This is a genomic window from Actinoplanes sp. NPDC019969, from assembly GCF_055562375.1.
Map to the genome: position 1 here is coordinate 180,277 of NZ_JBVHFK010000002.1, position 15,693 is coordinate 195,969.

11 protein-coding genes are annotated in these 15,693 nt (G+C 69.9%); 5 read left to right on the top strand and 6 right to left on the bottom strand.

Annotated elements, in window-relative coordinates:
• Window positions 1–39: 39 nt before the first annotated feature.
• From ACZ3II_RS07365 to ACZ3II_RS07375, 3 genes are read right to left on the bottom strand one after another with little or no spacing between them, the layout of a single operon-like run.
• Window positions 40–972, bottom strand: a complete 933-nt coding sequence (locus tag ACZ3II_RS07365; protein ID WP_465516770.1) for a carbohydrate ABC transporter permease — start codon at window positions 970–972, stop codon at window positions 40–42.
• A complete protein-coding gene (locus ACZ3II_RS07370) occupies window positions 969–1,976 on the bottom strand; it encodes an ABC transporter permease (RefSeq protein WP_465516771.1) in 1,008 nt (335 codons plus the stop codon). The genes ACZ3II_RS07365 and ACZ3II_RS07370 overlap by 4 nt, the downstream gene beginning before the upstream one ends.
• Entirely contained in the window at window positions 1,973–3,646 is a 1,674-nt protein-coding gene (locus ACZ3II_RS07375; RefSeq protein ID WP_465516772.1) for an extracellular solute-binding protein, read from the bottom strand. The genes ACZ3II_RS07370 and ACZ3II_RS07375 overlap by 4 nt, the downstream gene beginning before the upstream one ends.
• Window positions 3,647–3,855: 209 nt before the next feature.
• On the opposite strand from ACZ3II_RS07375, the gene ACZ3II_RS07380 reads away from it, so the two are divergent.
• The 4 genes from ACZ3II_RS07380 to ACZ3II_RS07395 all read left to right on the top strand — a co-directional run bounded on the left by ACZ3II_RS07380 (window position 3,856) and on the right by ACZ3II_RS07395 (window position 10,454).
• A complete protein-coding gene (locus ACZ3II_RS07380) occupies window positions 3,856–5,070 on the top strand; it encodes an ROK family protein (protein WP_465516773.1) in 1,215 nt (404 codons plus the stop codon).
• 33 nt (window positions 5,071–5,103) lie between these two features.
• On the top strand, window positions 5,104–5,928 hold the full coding sequence (locus tag ACZ3II_RS07385; RefSeq protein ID WP_465516774.1) for a MerR family DNA-binding transcriptional regulator: 825 nt from the start codon (window positions 5,104–5,106) through the stop codon (window positions 5,926–5,928).
• An 807-nt stretch (window positions 5,929–6,735) separates the two neighbouring features.
• Entirely contained in the window at window positions 6,736–9,567 is a 2,832-nt protein-coding gene (locus tag ACZ3II_RS07390; protein ID WP_465516775.1) for a glycoside hydrolase family 3 C-terminal domain-containing protein, read from the top strand.
• 257 nt (window positions 9,568–9,824) lie between these two features.
• Window positions 9,825–10,454: a LysE family translocator gene (locus tag ACZ3II_RS07395; RefSeq protein ID WP_465516776.1), complete on the top strand. Its 630-nt coding sequence runs from the start codon at window positions 9,825–9,827 to the stop codon at window positions 10,452–10,454.
• 225 nt (window positions 10,455–10,679) lie between these two features.
• Here the strand turns inward: ACZ3II_RS07395 and ACZ3II_RS07400 are convergent, their stop codons facing one another.
• Window positions 10,680–12,356 (bottom strand): cellulase family glycosylhydrolase, encoded by a 1,677-nt coding sequence (locus ACZ3II_RS07400; RefSeq protein WP_465516777.1) that lies wholly within the window; start codon window positions 12,354–12,356, stop codon window positions 10,680–10,682.
• 522 nt (window positions 12,357–12,878) lie between these two features.
• On the opposite strand from ACZ3II_RS07400, the gene ACZ3II_RS07405 reads away from it, so the two are divergent.
• On the top strand, window positions 12,879–13,433 hold the full coding sequence (locus ACZ3II_RS07405; RefSeq protein WP_465516778.1) for a hypothetical protein: 555 nt from the start codon (window positions 12,879–12,881) through the stop codon (window positions 13,431–13,433).
• Window positions 13,434–13,449: 16 nt separating this feature from the next.
• Here ACZ3II_RS07405 and ACZ3II_RS07410 read toward each other — a convergent pair whose 3' ends face one another.
• A complete protein-coding gene (locus ACZ3II_RS07410; RefSeq protein ID WP_465516779.1) occupies window positions 13,450–14,067 on the bottom strand; it encodes a GNAT family N-acetyltransferase in 618 nt (205 codons plus the stop codon).
• A 23-nt stretch (window positions 14,068–14,090) separates the two neighbouring features.
• Window positions 14,091–15,689, bottom strand: coding sequence for an APC family permease (locus ACZ3II_RS07415; RefSeq protein ID WP_465516780.1), 1,599 nt, complete (start codon window positions 15,687–15,689; stop codon window positions 14,091–14,093).
• Between the last annotated feature and the right edge of the window lie 4 nt (window positions 15,690–15,693).

Consider the following 15,693-nt stretch of genomic DNA (forward strand, 5'->3'; position numbering starts at 1 on the left):
GAGGCCGGACCCGGCTGGTTCTTCAGAACCAGCCGGGTTTCAGCCCTTGACGGCGCCGATGATCACGCCCTTGGTGAAGTGGCGCTGGATGAACGGGTAGATGATCAGGGCGGGCACGATGGTGACCACCACGACGGCCATCTTGATCGCCAGGCTGGGCGGCATCGCCGAGCCGAGGCCCGTGATCGCGCCGCCGCCCGAGGCGGTCGGAGTCTGACCGGCCAGGATGAACTGCTGCAGCACCCGCTGGACCGGCTGCAGGTCGGACCGGTCGATGTAGAGGATCGCGTTGAAGAACGCGTTCCAGTACCCGACCGCGTAGAACAGGCCCACCACCGCGGTCACCGCCTTGGAGAGCGGCAGCACGATCCGCCAGAGGATGCGCAGTTCCCCGGCGCCGTCGATGCGGGCGCTGTCGTAGAGCTCCCCGGGGATTCCCATGAAGAACGCCCGCAGCACGACCAGGTTGAACGCGCTGATCGCGGTGGGCAGGATCAGCGCGAGCAGGTTGTCCTTCAGGCCCAGGCCGGTGACCACCAGGTAGCTGGGGATCATGCCCGGGTAGATCAGGAACGTCAGCAGGAAGTAGAACAGGATCGACCGGTGCCCGAGGGTTCCGGGGCGGGACAGGCCGTACGCGGCGAGGACCGTGACGACCAGGCTCAGCGCCGTGCCGGCGACCGTGACGATCGTGCTGACCAGGATCGCGTCGGTCACCTGCCCGCCCGAGAAGATCACCTGGTACGCCGAGAAGTCGATCTCACGGGGCAGGAAGACGTACCCACCGGCCTCGTTGATCGTCTTCTCCGACGAGAGACTCGTGATCAGGACCACCCAGAGCGGCACGACCACGACCGCCACCACGAGAGTGAGGATCGTGCCCTTGCTGAACTGGCCGAACAGGCTGGGCTTCTCCTCCCACGCGGGACGGAGCGAATTGCGGCGGGGCCGGATTGCGGCATCTGCGCTCATGACTTGGAATAGATCCCTTGCTCGCCGAACCGGTGCGCCAGCTTGTTGGCGCCCACGATCAGGAGGATGCCGATCACGGCCTTGAACAGACCGGCGGCCGCGCCGACACCCCACTGCTGCACCGCGATGCCCTGGTAGTAGACGTAGGTGTCGACCACCTCGGCGGCTTCCCGCCCGACCATCTCCCGTTGCAGCACGAACTGCTCGAAGCCGACGTTCAGCGCGTCGCCCAGGCGCAGGATGAGCAGCAGGATGATCACTCCCCGCAGACCCGGCAGGGTGATGTGCCACATCCGCCGCCACCGGTTGGCGCCGTCGGCGGCCGCCGCCTCGTACAGCGCGGGGTCGATGGCCGCGAGCGCCGCCAGGAACACGATCATGCCCCAGCCGGCGTCCTTCCAGAGCGCCTGCGAGGTGATCAGGAACATGAAGGTGTCCGGGTTGGTCATCATGTCCGGCGGCGTGTAGCCCGCCTGCCGCAACGTCTGCGCGAGCAACCCCGCGCCGCCCAGCATCATCTGGAACAGCGAGACCACCAGCACCCAGCTGAAGAAGTGCGGCAGGTACACCACGCTCTGCACCAGGGACCGGATCCGCGGCGACATGATGCTGTTCAGCAGGATCGCCAGGAAGATCGGGATCGGGAAGTAGAACAGCAGCTGGAACGCGGTGATCGAGAGTGTGTTGATCACCGAGTCCCAGAACGCCGGGTTCTTGAACAGGTACTCGAAGTTGCCGAACCCGATCCACTCGCTGTACAGGAACGCTTCCAGGGGGTCGTCCCCGACGAACGGGTTGTAGTCCTGGAAGGCGATGATGTTGCCGAGCGCCGGCAGGTAGTGGAAGACCAGCAGCAACAGCATCGCCGGCAGGCACATGAGCAGCAGCGGCCAGTCCCGCCGCAGCCGCTGCCCGAAGGACAGCTGCTGCCGCGAGACCGCCTTGACTTTCCTCTTCGCCTTCGCCGCGGGGGCCTGCGGCTCGGCGATGGGTGGCGCACTCATCGCCCGTTGTCAGCCAAGATCTTGGCGTAGAAGTCGCGTCCGGCGTCGCCGCCCGCGGCCCGCCAGTCTGAGACGACCTTGTCGAACTCGCTGACCGGGGTCCGGCCGCGGTGGATGTCGGTGATCTTGTCCTCGGTCGGCTGCGCGAGGGCGGCCTGCTGGGACGGCGTCTCGACCTTGATGCCCTCCCACGGGTTCTTCTCCAGGTACTTCGTGGCGTCGTTGCCCCAGCTCACGAAGTCGCTGGCGTAGGTCGGGATCTCCGGGCCACCGACCACGACCGGCGGGCGGCCACCGAGGAACACGTACTGGTTGGCGAACTCCTTGACGAACAGGTCGTTGGTGACCGGCGAACCGGTGGCGTCCCGCTTGAAGTGCGTGCCCTCGACCCCGTAGTTCTGCAGCTCCCACTCCTTGGTGCCGAACGGCGCCGCGGTGTAGTTCAGCACGCGCAGCAGCTCCTGCGTACGCTCCTGGCCCAGGCCCTTCTTGATGAAGGTCCAGATGATCGCCGAGCGGGCCTTCCAGCGCACCGGCGGGGTGCCCTTGTCCGCCCCGAAGACCTTGACGGCCTGCATGTTGAACTTCGGGTTGGTCAGCGCGGCCGGACGCCACGTCTCCTTCCAGCTGCCGCCGCCCGTGCCGTACATGAAGATCTTGCCGCCCTTGAACAGGGTGGTCTGGTCACCGCCCTTGCTGGCGGCGACGTCCGGGTGGACCAGCTTGTCGGCGTAGATGCGAGCCATGAACTCGACGGCCCGCTTGTACTCCGGCAGCTCCATCCGGTGCACGACCTTGCCGTCGGCGGTCTTCAGCCAGCCGTTCTCCGAGCCACCGGCGCCGCAGATCTGCTGCACCTCCAGCCAGATGTCGCCGAAGGCCCACTCGCCCTTGTCCGGGTTGGTGAACTTCTTGCCGAAGTCGTACAGCTCGTCGAGAGTGGTCGGCGCCGCGATGCCACGCTCGTCGGCGACATCCTTGCGGTAGAACAGCACCGACGGGAACGGCGCGTCGACCGGGAACGGGACGGCCATCAGCTTGCCGCCCCACACCGACTCCTGCCAGGCCACCGAGTCGATGCCGGCGAGCAGCGGGTACGCGTCGACCTTGTCCCCGGAGAGGAACGGCGTGAGGTCCTCGAAGAGCACCGGCACACCCTCGGAGAACCGGGCCAGCTTGTCGACCTCCCAGCCCGGGATGCAGGTCAGCTCGGGCACGTCCCGGGCGCCGAGCATGGTGTTCAGCTTGTCGCCGTAGGTGTTGCCGTCCTGGATGCTGAAGTTGATCACGGCGCCCATGTCGGCGTTCACCGCGTCGTGGAGCTTGTTCGAGGACGGCGGCGCCGGGCCCCACCACGGGGTCGTCGCGGTGATCGGCTTGCCGCTCGGGGCGGCCTTCTCGCTGATCGCGTCGACGAGCGACGCCGGGTACTTCGCGTAACCGTCCGCCATCGGCCGGACACCCTTGATGTCCGGCGGAACCAGGGTGGAGTCCTTGAACTTGGGGATGACACCGGCGGCCTGCTCGGCGGTGGTGGACGCGCTCTTCGCGCCCGGCTCCTTGCTGCAGCCGGCGAGCGTCCCGCCGCTCGCCACCGTGGCCGCGCCCAGCCCGACCAGTCCCAGGAAGTTCCGCCTGTTCGTCGACGCGCCCGAAAGCGTATTCCGCACGGCGCACCACCCTTCCGTTATGGGTTCAGTTTGGTTAGCGTCTAAACTAAGTACATCGAAGACAAGCTAACCGAAGCGGTGACGACCCGACAAGAACCAAATGGGAGCGCACCCACCGGCAAGCGCCGATCAGGGGAGACGTGGAACCGCGGTGATGCGGCAAAATGACCAGGCGGACAGCACACGCCCGGCCGAGAGCGGAGCTTGATGTGAAGACCACCCGGGCCGACCCACAACCGGCCGACTTCACCGACGTTCGCGCCACGAACCTGGCGGTCGTGCTGCGCCATCTGCGCGCCAACGGGCCCAGCTCACGTGCCTCGATCGCCGCGTCCACCGGCCTCAACAAGGCCACCGTCTCCAGCCTGGCGGGCCATCTGATCGAGCAGCGGCTGCTGCGCGAGACCGGCCTCAGCGGCAACCGGATCGGGCGGCCCGGCACCGCGCTGGCACTCGACGGTTCGGCGTACGCCGCAATCGGTCTCCAGGTCGCCGCCGACCGGCTCACCGCGCTCGCCCTCGACTTCGCCGGCGACCGGCTGCTGCTGTGGCACCGGGCCGTCACACCGGCCGGCGGGACCGCCGGCCGGGACGTCAGCGCCATCGCCGCGCTGGCCCAGCGCGCCGCGAGCCGGGTCCGCCAGCAGGGCCGGCAGGTCCTCGGCATCACCGTGGCCGTGCCCGGCCTGGTCGAGGACGGCGGCACGGTCCGGCTGTCCCCGCCGCTCGGCTGGTCCGACGTCGATCTGCGCGGCCTGCTCAGCGGGTCGCTGCGCCAGCCCGGGCTGGACATCGCGGTCGCCAACCAGGCCGGTCTCGCCGCCCTCGCCGAGCTGCGGCACAACGGCGACCCGCGGCTCGACCTCACCTATGTCACCGGCGCGGCCGGGATCGAGGCGGGCATCGTCGCCGGCGGGCAGCTGCTGCACGGCTCACGCGGGTTCGCCGGGCAGATCGGCCGGTTCGCCCTCGGCCCGGCCGGCTCCCCCACCCTGGCCGACCTGGCCGGCATCGAGCCACTGATCCGGCGGGCGCTGCCGGCCGGAGCCGACCCGGAGTCCCTGATCGACCTGGCCCCCGCGGTCGAGGAGGTGGCGATCCGCGCCCGGGCCGGCGACCCGGCGGCGCTGGCCGCGCTGCGGGACACCGGCGGTCACCTCGGGCAGGGCCTGGCGCTCCTGGCGAACCTGGTGAATCCCGAGGTCATCGTGCTCGGCGACCACTACGCCGCATTGGCCGAGTGGCTCCTCCCGGCAGCCGGGGCCGAGCTGGCCCGCAACAGCCTGGCGCCCTCCGCCGGGGGCGCGCGGTTGACGGTGTCCACGCTGGGGCTGCACGCGGCCGCGCTGGGCGGTGCGGTCACCCACCTGGACCGCATCGACACCGGCTCGATCCCGGCGCCTTCCCGGGCGTCCTCGGATTGACTCTCCCCTTGGGGCAGGCCACAGACTCGAAGCATGATGACGATCGGGGAAGTCGCCCAGCTGACCGGCCTGAGTGTGAAGGCGCTGCGGCTCTATGACGAGCAGGGCCTGCTGGAGCCGGCCTGTGTGGACGAGTGGTCGCGCTACCGGCGATACACCGCTGCCCAGCTGGCCCCGGCGGTTCAGCTCGTCGCGCTGCGGCGGGCCGGGGTCGGCTTGGCCGACGCCGGTCGCATCGTCACCGGGGGCGAGCCGGCGGAGCGTGTCCTGGCCGAGTTCCGGGACCGGATCGCCGCCGACCGGGCCCGACAGGATGCCGCCCTCGCCGCCGCCACGGATTACCTGACGGCGCCCCCACGCGCCTGGGACATGCGGGAGCGCGACGTCGCCGCCCAGCCGTGGGCCGGCGTCGTGCTGCCGGTCGATCAGGAGGCCGACGAGGAGATCACGACGGAGCAGGCCAACGAGGCGTTCACCGCGTCGTGGCACGCGCTGTCCGCGGTGGGCCGGCAACCGACCGGCCCGTGCTGGTCGGTTCCGCGGATGTCGGAGGACGGCTCGGTTCTCCAGCTGGTGTGCTGCTGGCCCGTCGCCGGGCCACCGCCCGAGGGCTGGTCCGTGCCCGGGCACACGGTGGTGACGGGTGAGACTCCCGCGGGCCCGGAGCTGTCGGTGTCCTGGCGCCACGACGACGAGGTCCCGCTGATCGACGGCGCGGCGCACCCCGCGGTGCTCGCGCTGATGGCCGAGGCCGAGCGGCGCGGCGTCGAGGCCGACCTGTCCCAGGTGCGCCAGATCGTGACGATGGACGAGCCGGGCGTCGAGGTGGCGGTGCCTCTGCTCCGCCGGAGATCATGAGCCCCACAACGCCGCGGCCTCGTCTTTTCGTGACGGTCGCGGTGATCTCGCCGAGCCGCGACCCGGACGCCGCAGCCTCGCGAAGCCCACCGGCCGGACACCAGCGCCCTCCGACGGCGGCGGTGACCTATCGAACGCCACGGCCTCTCGAAACCCACCGGCGTCGCCATGGCCGGACGATTCTCACGCCGGCCTCGCGGCGTCGATACGCTCTTCAGCCGTCAGCCCATGAGCGCCACGCCAACGTCCCGAGGGCTGCTCTGACCGCGGACACCATGGGCCCTTGAGCCCCGAGGGCATCTTCGCCCGCGGACGCCATCGGCCCTTGAACCTCCGAGCCGACCTCACGAGGGCTGCTCTGACCCCCGGGTGCTTCCCGTCCCTTGGACCTCACGCCGATGTTTCAGGTGCCCGACCCGGCCGGCGCGCCCCCGCCCTTCGAGCCCACACCGCTGACCCGCCGCAAACCTCGACCCCGAACGGCAACCGCCTCGCGAGCCTGCGCCGATCTTGGGGCGCCGATGCGGCGCGGACACGGCCGCCTATCGACTGCCGCCTCTACCCGAAACGACCTGGTGATCCGTGCTGTCGATCGGGTCGCCGCGCGCCTGCCGGGCCGGAGCGGTGGGCGCGCGGCGGGTAACAATCGATGACCAAACATGCCCGCTGCGCCTTGACCGAGGCGTAACTGTGGTGCGAGCCTCAGGGAACTCCGTCCGAAACATTCGCGAAACCCACTCGCGGAGGCTTCTTTCGCCGCGTTGTCGAAGCGCTTCGACAACGCGGCTCGGCCCGAAGGAACACGTTGTGACCGCATCCCCCTCTCGCATCGTCTTTCGCGACCCGCAGCAGAAGCTCGCCGCGCGGGTGTCCGACCTTCTGGGCCGGCTCGACGTGGCGGAGAAGATCGCCCTCCTGCACCAGCACCAGGCCGCTGTCCCCCGGCTCGGCGTCGCCTCCTTCCGCACCGGCACCGAAGCGCTGCACGGCGTCGCCTGGCTCGGCACAGCAAGCGCTTTCCCGCAGGCCGTCGGCCTCGCCTCCAGCTGGGACCCGGACCTGCTGCGCCGGGTCGGCACGGCCGTCGGCACCGAGGTCCGCGCCATGCACCACCGCGACCCGGAGAACGTCGGCCTCAACGTCTGGGCCCCGGTGGTGAACCTGCTCCGGGACCCCCGGTGGGGCCGCAACGAGGAGGGTTACGCCGAGGACCCGTGGCTGACCGGGGTGCTGAGCACGGCGTACTCCGGCGGTCTCCGCGGTGACGACCCGCGCTGGCTGCGCACCGCGCCGACGCTCAAGCACTTCCTGGCCTACAACAACGAGACCGACCGCTGCCTGACCTCCAGCAACATGCCGCCGCGCGTGCTGCAGGAGTACGAGCTGCCGGCCTTCCGCCCGGCCCTGGCCGCCGGAGCCGCGGTCGCCGTGATGGCCTCCTACAACCTGATCAACGGCCGGCCCACCCATCTCAGCCCGCTGATCAACGAGGTGCTGCGGGGCTGGGCCGAGGACGACGTGATGGTGGTCGGTGACGCGTACGCGGTCCACAACCTCGCCGGTGACCAGCACCTGTTCGACGACCACCCGGCCGGGTTCGCGGCCGCGCTGAAGGCCGGCATCGACTGTGTGACCGAGGCGGGGCCGCTCTCCGAGGAGTCGTTCACCACGGCTCTCGAACGCGGGCTGATCACCGAGTCCGACGTGGACGCCGCGGTCCGGCACATCCTGTCCGTACGGGTCCGGCTCGGCGAGTTCAACCCGGAGGAGGACCCGTACCGGGACACCGGACCCGAGGTGATCGACTGCCCGGAACACCGGCTGCTGGCCCGGGAGGCCGCCCGCGCCTCGGTGGTGCTGCTCGGCAACGACGGCATCCTGCCGCTGAACCCGGCCGCAACCGGCCGGATCGCGGTGATCGGGCCGCTCGCCGGCGCCACGTTCGACGACTGGTACAGCGGCACCCCGCCGTACCGCCGCACCCTGCTCGACGCCGTCGCGGAACGCGCCGGTGAGGTTCTTCACCACGAGGGCACCGACCGGGTGGCGCTGCGTTGCGACGCCGGTTTCCTGAGTGTCGGCGACGGCCCGCTCCGGGTGATCCCCGCCGGCGACGTCCCGGATGTGGCGCTCTTCGACCTGCTGGACTGGGGTGAGGAGACGTTCTCGCTGCGGGCGGTGGCCGGTGGCCGGTTCGTCGGCGCCGACGGCCTGGGCGCCGAGTCGCACCTGCTGGTCGCCGACCGGCCCGGCCCGAACGGCTGGGAGGTCCGCGAGACATTCCGGTTCGAGCCGTCCGGCGACGGGGTGGCGGTGCTGCACGTGCAGAGCGGCCGTTACCTGACGGCCGGCCCGGACGGGCTGGTCCGCACCGCCGCGGAGCGGATCGGGGATGCCGCCGTGTTCACGGTGGACCTGCTGGTCGACGGGGTCGCGGCGGCCGCAGCGGTGGCGGCCGGCGCCGACGTGGTGGTGCTGGCGCTCGGCAATCATCCACTGGTCGCCGGCCGGGAGACCGCGGACCGGCGTGACCTCGCGCTCCCCGGCACCCAGGACGACCTGCTCCGGGCCGTGCACGCGGCGAACCCGCGGACCGTGCTGGCCCTGACCAGCAGCTACCCGTACGCGGTGAGCTGGGCCCGGGACAACCTCCCGGCTCTGCTCTGGTCGTCGCACGGCGGTCAGGAGCACGGCGCCGCCATCGCCGACGTGCTGTTCGGCAGCGACCCGGCCGGCCTCCCGGTGGACCCGGCGGGCCGGCTCACCCAGACCTGGTACGCCGACGCGGGCGAACTGCCGGACCTGCTCGACTACGACATCATCGCGACCGACGCCACCTACCTCTACTACCGTGGCACGCCGCTCTTCCCGTTCGGGCACGGCCTGTCGTACACCCGTTTCCACTACGACAACCTGCGGATCAGCGCGGACAGCATCGGCCCGGACGGCGAGGTCACCGTCACCGTCGACGTGGTCAACACCGGCGACCGCCCGGGCGTCGAGGTCGTACAGCTCTACACCCGGCAGCAACGTTCCCGGGTGAAGCAGCCGTTGCGGCGCCTGCGTGGCTACCGGCGCCTGCGCCTCGAACCCGGCGAGCGGTCCACCGTGGAACTGTTGCTTCCGGCGGCCGAGCTGGCGTTCTGGGACGTGACCCGGTCCCGCTGGGTGATCGAGGACGCCGCGCACACCGTCGCCGTCGGCCGGTCCAGCACCGACTGGCGCCTGACCACGACGCTGCGCGTCCACGGCGAGCGCATTCCCCTTCGCTCACCGCGGTCCGTGTTGCGGATGATCGACAACGATGGGTACGCCGGAACGACCCCCGCCGCCATCCCGGCACCGCCCCTCGAGGCCCTGCGCAGCACCGAACCCGGCGCCTGGGCGGTCTTCGACGACCTGGACTTCGACGAGCCCGTGACCAGCGTGCGGGCCGTGCTCTCCGCCGGCACGGAGTCCGCCGTCGTGCTGCGCCTGGACGACCCGTTCACCGGCCCGATCCTGGCCACCTTGACCGCCTCGGCCGGCGAACCGGCCGAGGTCTCGGCCCCGGTCCCCCCGACCTCCGGCACTCACGCCCTGTTCGTGCTCTTCGAGAACCCGGACATCACCGTCGCCACCCTGTCCTTCCACCCCTGACCTCCCGCAGCTGGTTGTCAGGGCTTGTCTCCAGCCACCCCTTCCCAGCTGGCCGTCATGGCTGTCTCAGGGCGGCGGAGACAGCCATGACGACCAGCCGAGATCTTCCGGGCTGGCTACCAGTGCTGTCTGTACTGACCCGAGACAGCACTGAGGACCAGCCGACGAGGGTGGTGTGCTGCGTCGGGACGACACGGAGGAACGGGCGGAGAGGCTCGGCTGGTGCGGGGAGGAGGGCGGGCGGGTGAGGATGGGGTATGAGTTCGTGGGGGCAGGTACTGGCGTTCGGCGGGGTGATCGGGCTGGCGGCGATGTCGCCCGGGCCGGACTTCGCTGTGGTGGTGCGGCGGTCGGTGGTGGCTGGGCGACTGCACGGTCTGGCCGCGGCAGCCGGGGTCGCTGCCGGAGTGTTCGCCTGGTCGGTGGCCGCCGCCTTGGGGGTGGCCGCGCTGCTCGCCGCGTCGGCGGTCGCGTTCACGGTGGTCAAGCTCGCCGGGGCGGCGTACCTCATCTGGCTCGGGGTCACCGCGCTCCTCGCCGCCCGGCGTCGCGGGGCCGGGCCGGAGCAGACGCCTTTCGCAAGCGGTGAAGCGCCCTTGCGGATCTCCTTCCGGGACGGCTTGCTGACCAATGTGCTCAACCCGAAGTGCGGCGTGTTCTTCGTCGCGGTGTTGCCTCAGTTCGCCCCGGTCGACGGCGCACCCGCTGACGTGCTGCTGCTGTCGCTGGTCGCCGTGACGGTGACGATCGCCTGGTTCGCCGTGGTCGCCAATCTGGTGTCCGCGTTGCGGCGGTTCCTGTCGCGCCCGGGAGTGCGCCGCTCCCTGGACGCTGTCACCGGCGCCGTCCTGATCGCTCTCGGTCTCCGCCTCGCCACCACCGCCTGAACCGGTCACGACCCTCGCCCGGCCGGCCCGCGAAAGGCCGGCTCTCGAAAAGGCCGGGCGATGACCGGTTCGGATCAGGCCCCGGAAACCACTGGCCGAAAGGCGAGGCGACGCAAGGGTGAGGCGAGGCAGGGCGAGGCGCGGGTCAGGCGAGGCAAAGGCCGGGCGGCGCAAAGACCGGGCGGCGCAGCGGTGGCCCCACCGCTGCGCCGCCCGGACGTCCGGTCAGCCGGCGAGGGCTCCGGTGACCACGTCTCCGGTGCGGGTCACCCGGTAGGAGACGGTCTCGCCGCTCCAGAAGACGAACGTCAGCGTGACCACCGCGCCCTCGGTGACCTCGGCGAAGAACTCCGGGGTCAGCCGGATCGTGCCGGCGGTGTAGTCCGGGGCGAACGCCCGGTCGAACTCCTTGTACGGCGTCCATCCGTGCGGTCCGGCGTTGCCGCCGTCCGCGTAGGTGGCCGTCATGGTGGCGAGACGGTCACCGTTGAAGACGGTGGGAACGGCGTACGCGGCGGTCGTCCCGGTGACGGCGGACAGCGACGGCGTGTCGTAGCTGACGATGTCGAGCCGCCACGGGACGCCCCGGGAGAACCGGAGGGTCAGTGACGCTTTCACCCCGTACCCCGCAGGCTTCGTCAGCTTCTGCAGCAACCCCGCGCTGAGCGTGAGCCGATCGCCGGACACCTGGTAGTCGGGGCCCCGGCGCAGCGTGGTGTCGCCGAGCCGGACGTGGGTGAAGCCGGTGCCGTGGGGATCGAGGGTGATCGTCTGCGCGGTGACCGGCGCGGACCGGCGCACGAACAGCACGTCGGTCGCGGCGGTGCCGCTCCGCGTCTTCCAGCTGGTGGAGATGTGGGCGAACAGCTCACGGTCTCTCCAGACCGCGGCGGTACGGTCGAAGTGCTGCCCGTTGTCCCACAGCATCGTGGTGATCCCGCTGATCCGCGCCTGGTGGCCGAAGAGTTCGAAGAACTTCAGCTTCTCGCCCTGTTCGATGGTGCCGGTGTGGCGGTCGAAGCCGAGCAGGCCGTACTCGCCGAGGATCACCGGGATGCCCCGGGCGCCGAACGAGTCGCGGAGCCGCTGGAAGGTGCCGAGCAGTTCCTGCTGGGCGGTCTCGTCGAACCGGTAACCGCCGGCCACGTTGACGCTGAACGGCCAGTACCCGTAGTAGTGCACGGTCGCGATCAGGTACGGGTCGTTCAGGGCGGCGAACTCGGCGACGGTGGCGTCGAGGCGGCCCTGGTCGGCGTTGGTGTGCAGGGTCGGCAGGACGAGCGCCCGGGTGGTGTTGCCGCCGCCGGTGCCGCGCACGATCCGGTGGAAGGACGTGTTGAGTTCGGCGAGCAGCGCGTAGTTCTCGGCGTCGCCGGAGCTGCCGGCGAACTGCGGCTCGTTCACGCTCTCCAGGACCAGCCTCGGAGACGTGTCCCGGAAGGCCGTCGCCACCTGGGTCCAGATCGCGTTGTAGCGGGCGAGCACGGTGTCGTGGTCGGTGGGCATCGTGTTGATCCACTGCCACGAGTCGTGATGAATATTGATCATCACGTAGAAGCCCTGGTCCAGCGCCCAGCCGACGACCTCCTGCACCCGGGCCAGGTAGGCGGGGTCGATCGTCCAGTCCGGCGCCGGGCCCTGGTGCTGGCCCCAGGTCACCGGGATGCGGATGCTCTTGAAGCCCTGCTTGCGGATGTTCGCCAGGAGTTCGCGGGTGACCCGCGGGTTGCCCCACGAGGTCTCGTCGGCCCCGGTGGCGTCGAAGGTGTTGCCCAGGTTCCAGCCGGGCTGCATGGCCCGGGTTATCGCGGCGGCGGACGGCGCGGCCTGCGCCGGGGTGGCCCAGGCCAGCCCCGAGGCGATCAGGGCGAGCGCGAGCAATCTGCCGAGTAGTCGCGTCATGACGCTCCTAGCGAGGACGGCGGGAGGAAGACCTGGGCAGATTATGTTTGGACACCAAACTATGTCAATCGATGTACACACATGGATGCGGACCACCGGGTGGCGAGCGGGGATGCGCTCCTCACCGCCGGTGGCCCGCGGTACCTGGCCGCACCACACCCGCCGCGTCGTCGAAGGGTGAGCCCCACCGGCTTTCGTGATCGAGGTGAACACCTATCGTCCACCGCGCGAAGGCTAGTACTCGGTGCATTCCACAGAAAGGCTGATCCACGGGATCGTGCACTTTCCAGAACCGATTCCAGCCGCGTTTCCCACGAATTGCCGACAAGGACTCCGACGGGTACGATCCGGCTTCTCCACCTGCAACTACGCAAGTTGCAGAAACATCACCCAAGGGCATCCCTCCTTACTGGAATGGCACATTTAATTCAGCGCAACGCATTGTCGCGGCACGATTGCTCTTCGTACTCTGTTGGTCAACTGTCATCGACCTACATAAGTACGAGGCGCAGGGGAGCAGCCATGCTTGTCAAGGTCCTCGCCCAGATCACCGATGCCCAGCTTCTGGAGGCAGCCTGGACTCTCTACAGGGACGCGTTCGAGGAGCTGAACTCGCGAGCCGCCCAGCGGCATCTCATGCACCGCGAGGAGTTCGACGAGGTCATGGTGGACAGCCGGGTCGACAAGTACCTGGCCATGGAGGCCGACGGCAGCCTGTCGGGCATCGCCTGCTACACCAACCACCTCGAAGCGATCCCCTTGATCGCGCCGCAGTACTTCGAGCGCCGATGGCCCGATCACTTCGCGGCGAGGCGCATCTGGTACATCGTCTTCGTCGCGGTCAGCCCGCAGGCCCAGGGCAAGGAAGCCTTCGCCCAGCTGGTCGAGGAGATGTACCTGGTGGCGGCCACCCAGAACGGCATGGTCGGTCTCGACATCTGCACCTACAACGACGAGGTGCGCCGCATGTCCCGGATCTTCCGGCTGATGGTGGGCCGGCTCTGCAACAACAACATGCGGTTCAACAAGATCGACGAACAATCCTTCTGGATGTACGAGTTCCCCGCCGCCGCTTAGCGGACGCGAGAGGGTGTCAATCCGCCATAGGCGCCCTCCACATCGTCCAGAGCGGCGGCCCGTCGGGTAGCTGGATCACGGACCGGACCTGATACCCGTGCCGCAGGTACAGGTCGCGGTTCCGGGGATCGTTGGCCTCCAGATAGGCCGGGATCCCGGCGTGATCGAGCCGGGCGTGATGGCGGTCGAGCAGGGCGCTGCCGACGCCGCGGTTCTGCTCCTCCGGGCGTACGGCGAGGAACGCCAGGTAGTGGTGCGGATCGAGCGGGTGGTGCTCTTCGATCGCCAGGTCCAGTTGACAGGCACGGTCGAAGGCGTCACCCGCCGCCTCCTTCAGCCGGCGCTCGTAGTCGACCGGCGGCGGGATCAGCGACGTGAGCGGGAACCAGAGGGCGACGCCGGAGAGACGGCCGCTCTCCGCATCGGCGGTCGCGTAGACCTCACCGTGCCGGGTGGCGTGCTCCACGAAGATCGAGAAGTAGTGGGGGGCCTCGCGGCGGCGTACCTCGGGATCGGTGTGCAGCCACCGGGCGACCGGGCCGTCACGCATCGCCTCGGCGACGAGATCGGTGATCTCGTCGGTGTCGACCGGGGTGACATCCCGGATGACCAGTTCCTGGATGGCGTACGTCATCGGTTTCCTTTCCGGACGGACGTTCAGTAGTGGTAGCCGCGTGCGCCCACCGGAGTGATCGGCGGGAGCGGTGGCGGGAAGTCGTTCTCGACGGCGGCGGGAACGTGCACGTCGGCGCCGCGGCCGATCGCCGCGTAGACCTCCGGCCGCACGGCCCGCATGATCAGCGCCCAGAGCACACCCAGCCCGGCGACACCCAGGTAGGCGACCGGGAAGACCCATCGGAACATCGAGTCCTCGGACACCTGCAACAGGTCGCCGAACCCGATGATCGTCGCGGCGAGGACGATGGACAGCAGCAGGAAGGCCAGGAACGGCGCGATGTAGGCACGCCAGGCGTTCTCGCCCCGCCGATGCTGCTGGAAGAACGCGATCACCGAGGCCGACGCGGCCCACATCAGGATCAGCACGCCCAGGCCGCCGATCGTGGTCAGCCAGGCGAACAGGTAGAGCAGCGGCTCCGCCCCGGCGGCGGCGTACGCGCTCATCACCACCAGCGCGAGCACGCTCTGGGTGATCGAGCCGAGCAGCGGCGCGCCGGTCCGCGGGTGGGTGTAACCCCAGGCCGACGGCAGCACGCCCTCCCGGCCGAGGGAGAACTGGTACCTCGACACAGCAGCGTGGAAGGCCAGCAGCGCCGCGAAGACGCTGGTCATGAACAGCACGTAGCCGATGTCCACCAGGATGCCCGGCAGATGCGGCCCGACCAGCTTGAACACCAGGTCGGTCTGGTGCTCGCCGGCGACCGCGAGGATCCGGTCCGGGCCGGTGGCGACCGACATCGCCCAGGCCGAGAGGCCACAGAGCAGGCCGGCCAGCAGCACCGCGAGGTGGGTGGCGCGGGCGATGGTGCGTTTCGGGTCGCGCGCCTCCTCGGAGAGCACCACCGTCGCCTCGAACCCGACGAAGCCGGCGATCGCCAGCACCAGCAGCGAGCCGACCACGGGCGTGACCATCGGCGCCGGGGACAGCGTGGCGAAGGAGACCTCGCCGCCGGCCGGGTTCGCGACCATCACCAGGTCGTAGACGAGGACGATGCTGATCTCGGCGATCAGCAGGACGGCCAGCACCTTGCCGCTGAGGTCCACCCAGAGCACACCGAGCACGGTGACCAGCGCCCAGGCCACGAGGGCGCAGACGTACCAGGAGACCTCGAGACCGAACTCGGCGAGGATCCCGGCGGCGGCCGACCCGAAGAGCCCGAAGAGGCCGATCTGCATCAGCGAGTACGCGGGGAGCGCCACGAACGCCGCCCCGACGCCGATCATCCGGCCCAGCCCGTGACTGATGTACGAGTAGAAGGCGCCGGAGTTGACGATGTGCCGGCTCATCGCGACGAAGCCGACCGTGAACAGCGAGAGGATCCCGGCCACCACCAGGTAGGCCACCGGCACGGCGGTGCTGCCCTGAATGGCGTAGATCGCCGAGATGGAGCCGATGATGACCGTGAGGGGCGCCGCTCCGGCGACTCCGAAGAACACCACCGAGGCCACGCCCATGCGGTTGCTGGCCAGGGCCCTGGTGATGATGTCCGGCTCGATGGCGGGTTTGCGGTCCATCAGTAACCGGCCGGCCCACTGATCCTGGTTGTTGTGCCTGAGCGCGTGCCTACCGGAACTCATCCCG

Bases quoted from the DNA above. Each gene is read 5' to 3' on its own strand.
- ACZ3II_RS07365 (WP_465516770.1), bottom strand. From the start codon at position 972: ATGAGCGCAGATGCCGCAATCCGGCCCCGCCGCAATTCGCTCCGTCCC.
- ACZ3II_RS07370 (WP_465516771.1), bottom strand. From the start codon at position 1,976: ATGAGTGCGCCACCCATCGCCGAGCCGCAGGCCCCCGCGGCGAAGGCG.
- ACZ3II_RS07385 (WP_465516774.1), top strand. From the start codon at position 5,104: ATGATGACGATCGGGGAAGTCGCCCAGCTGACCGGCCTGAGTGTGAAG.
- ACZ3II_RS07395 (WP_465516776.1), top strand. From the start codon at position 9,825: ATGAGTTCGTGGGGGCAGGTACTGGCGTTCGGCGGGGTGATCGGGCTG.
- ACZ3II_RS07400 (WP_465516777.1), bottom strand. From the start codon at position 12,356: ATGACGCGACTACTCGGCAGATTGCTCGCGCTCGCCCTGATCGCCTCG.
- ACZ3II_RS07405 (WP_465516778.1), top strand. From the start codon at position 12,879: ATGCTTGTCAAGGTCCTCGCCCAGATCACCGATGCCCAGCTTCTGGAG.
- ACZ3II_RS07410 (WP_465516779.1), bottom strand. From the start codon at position 14,067: ATGACGTACGCCATCCAGGAACTGGTCATCCGGGATGTCACCCCGGTC.
- ACZ3II_RS07415 (WP_465516780.1), bottom strand. From the start codon at position 15,689: ATGAGTTCCGGTAGGCACGCGCTCAGGCACAACAACCAGGATCAGTGG.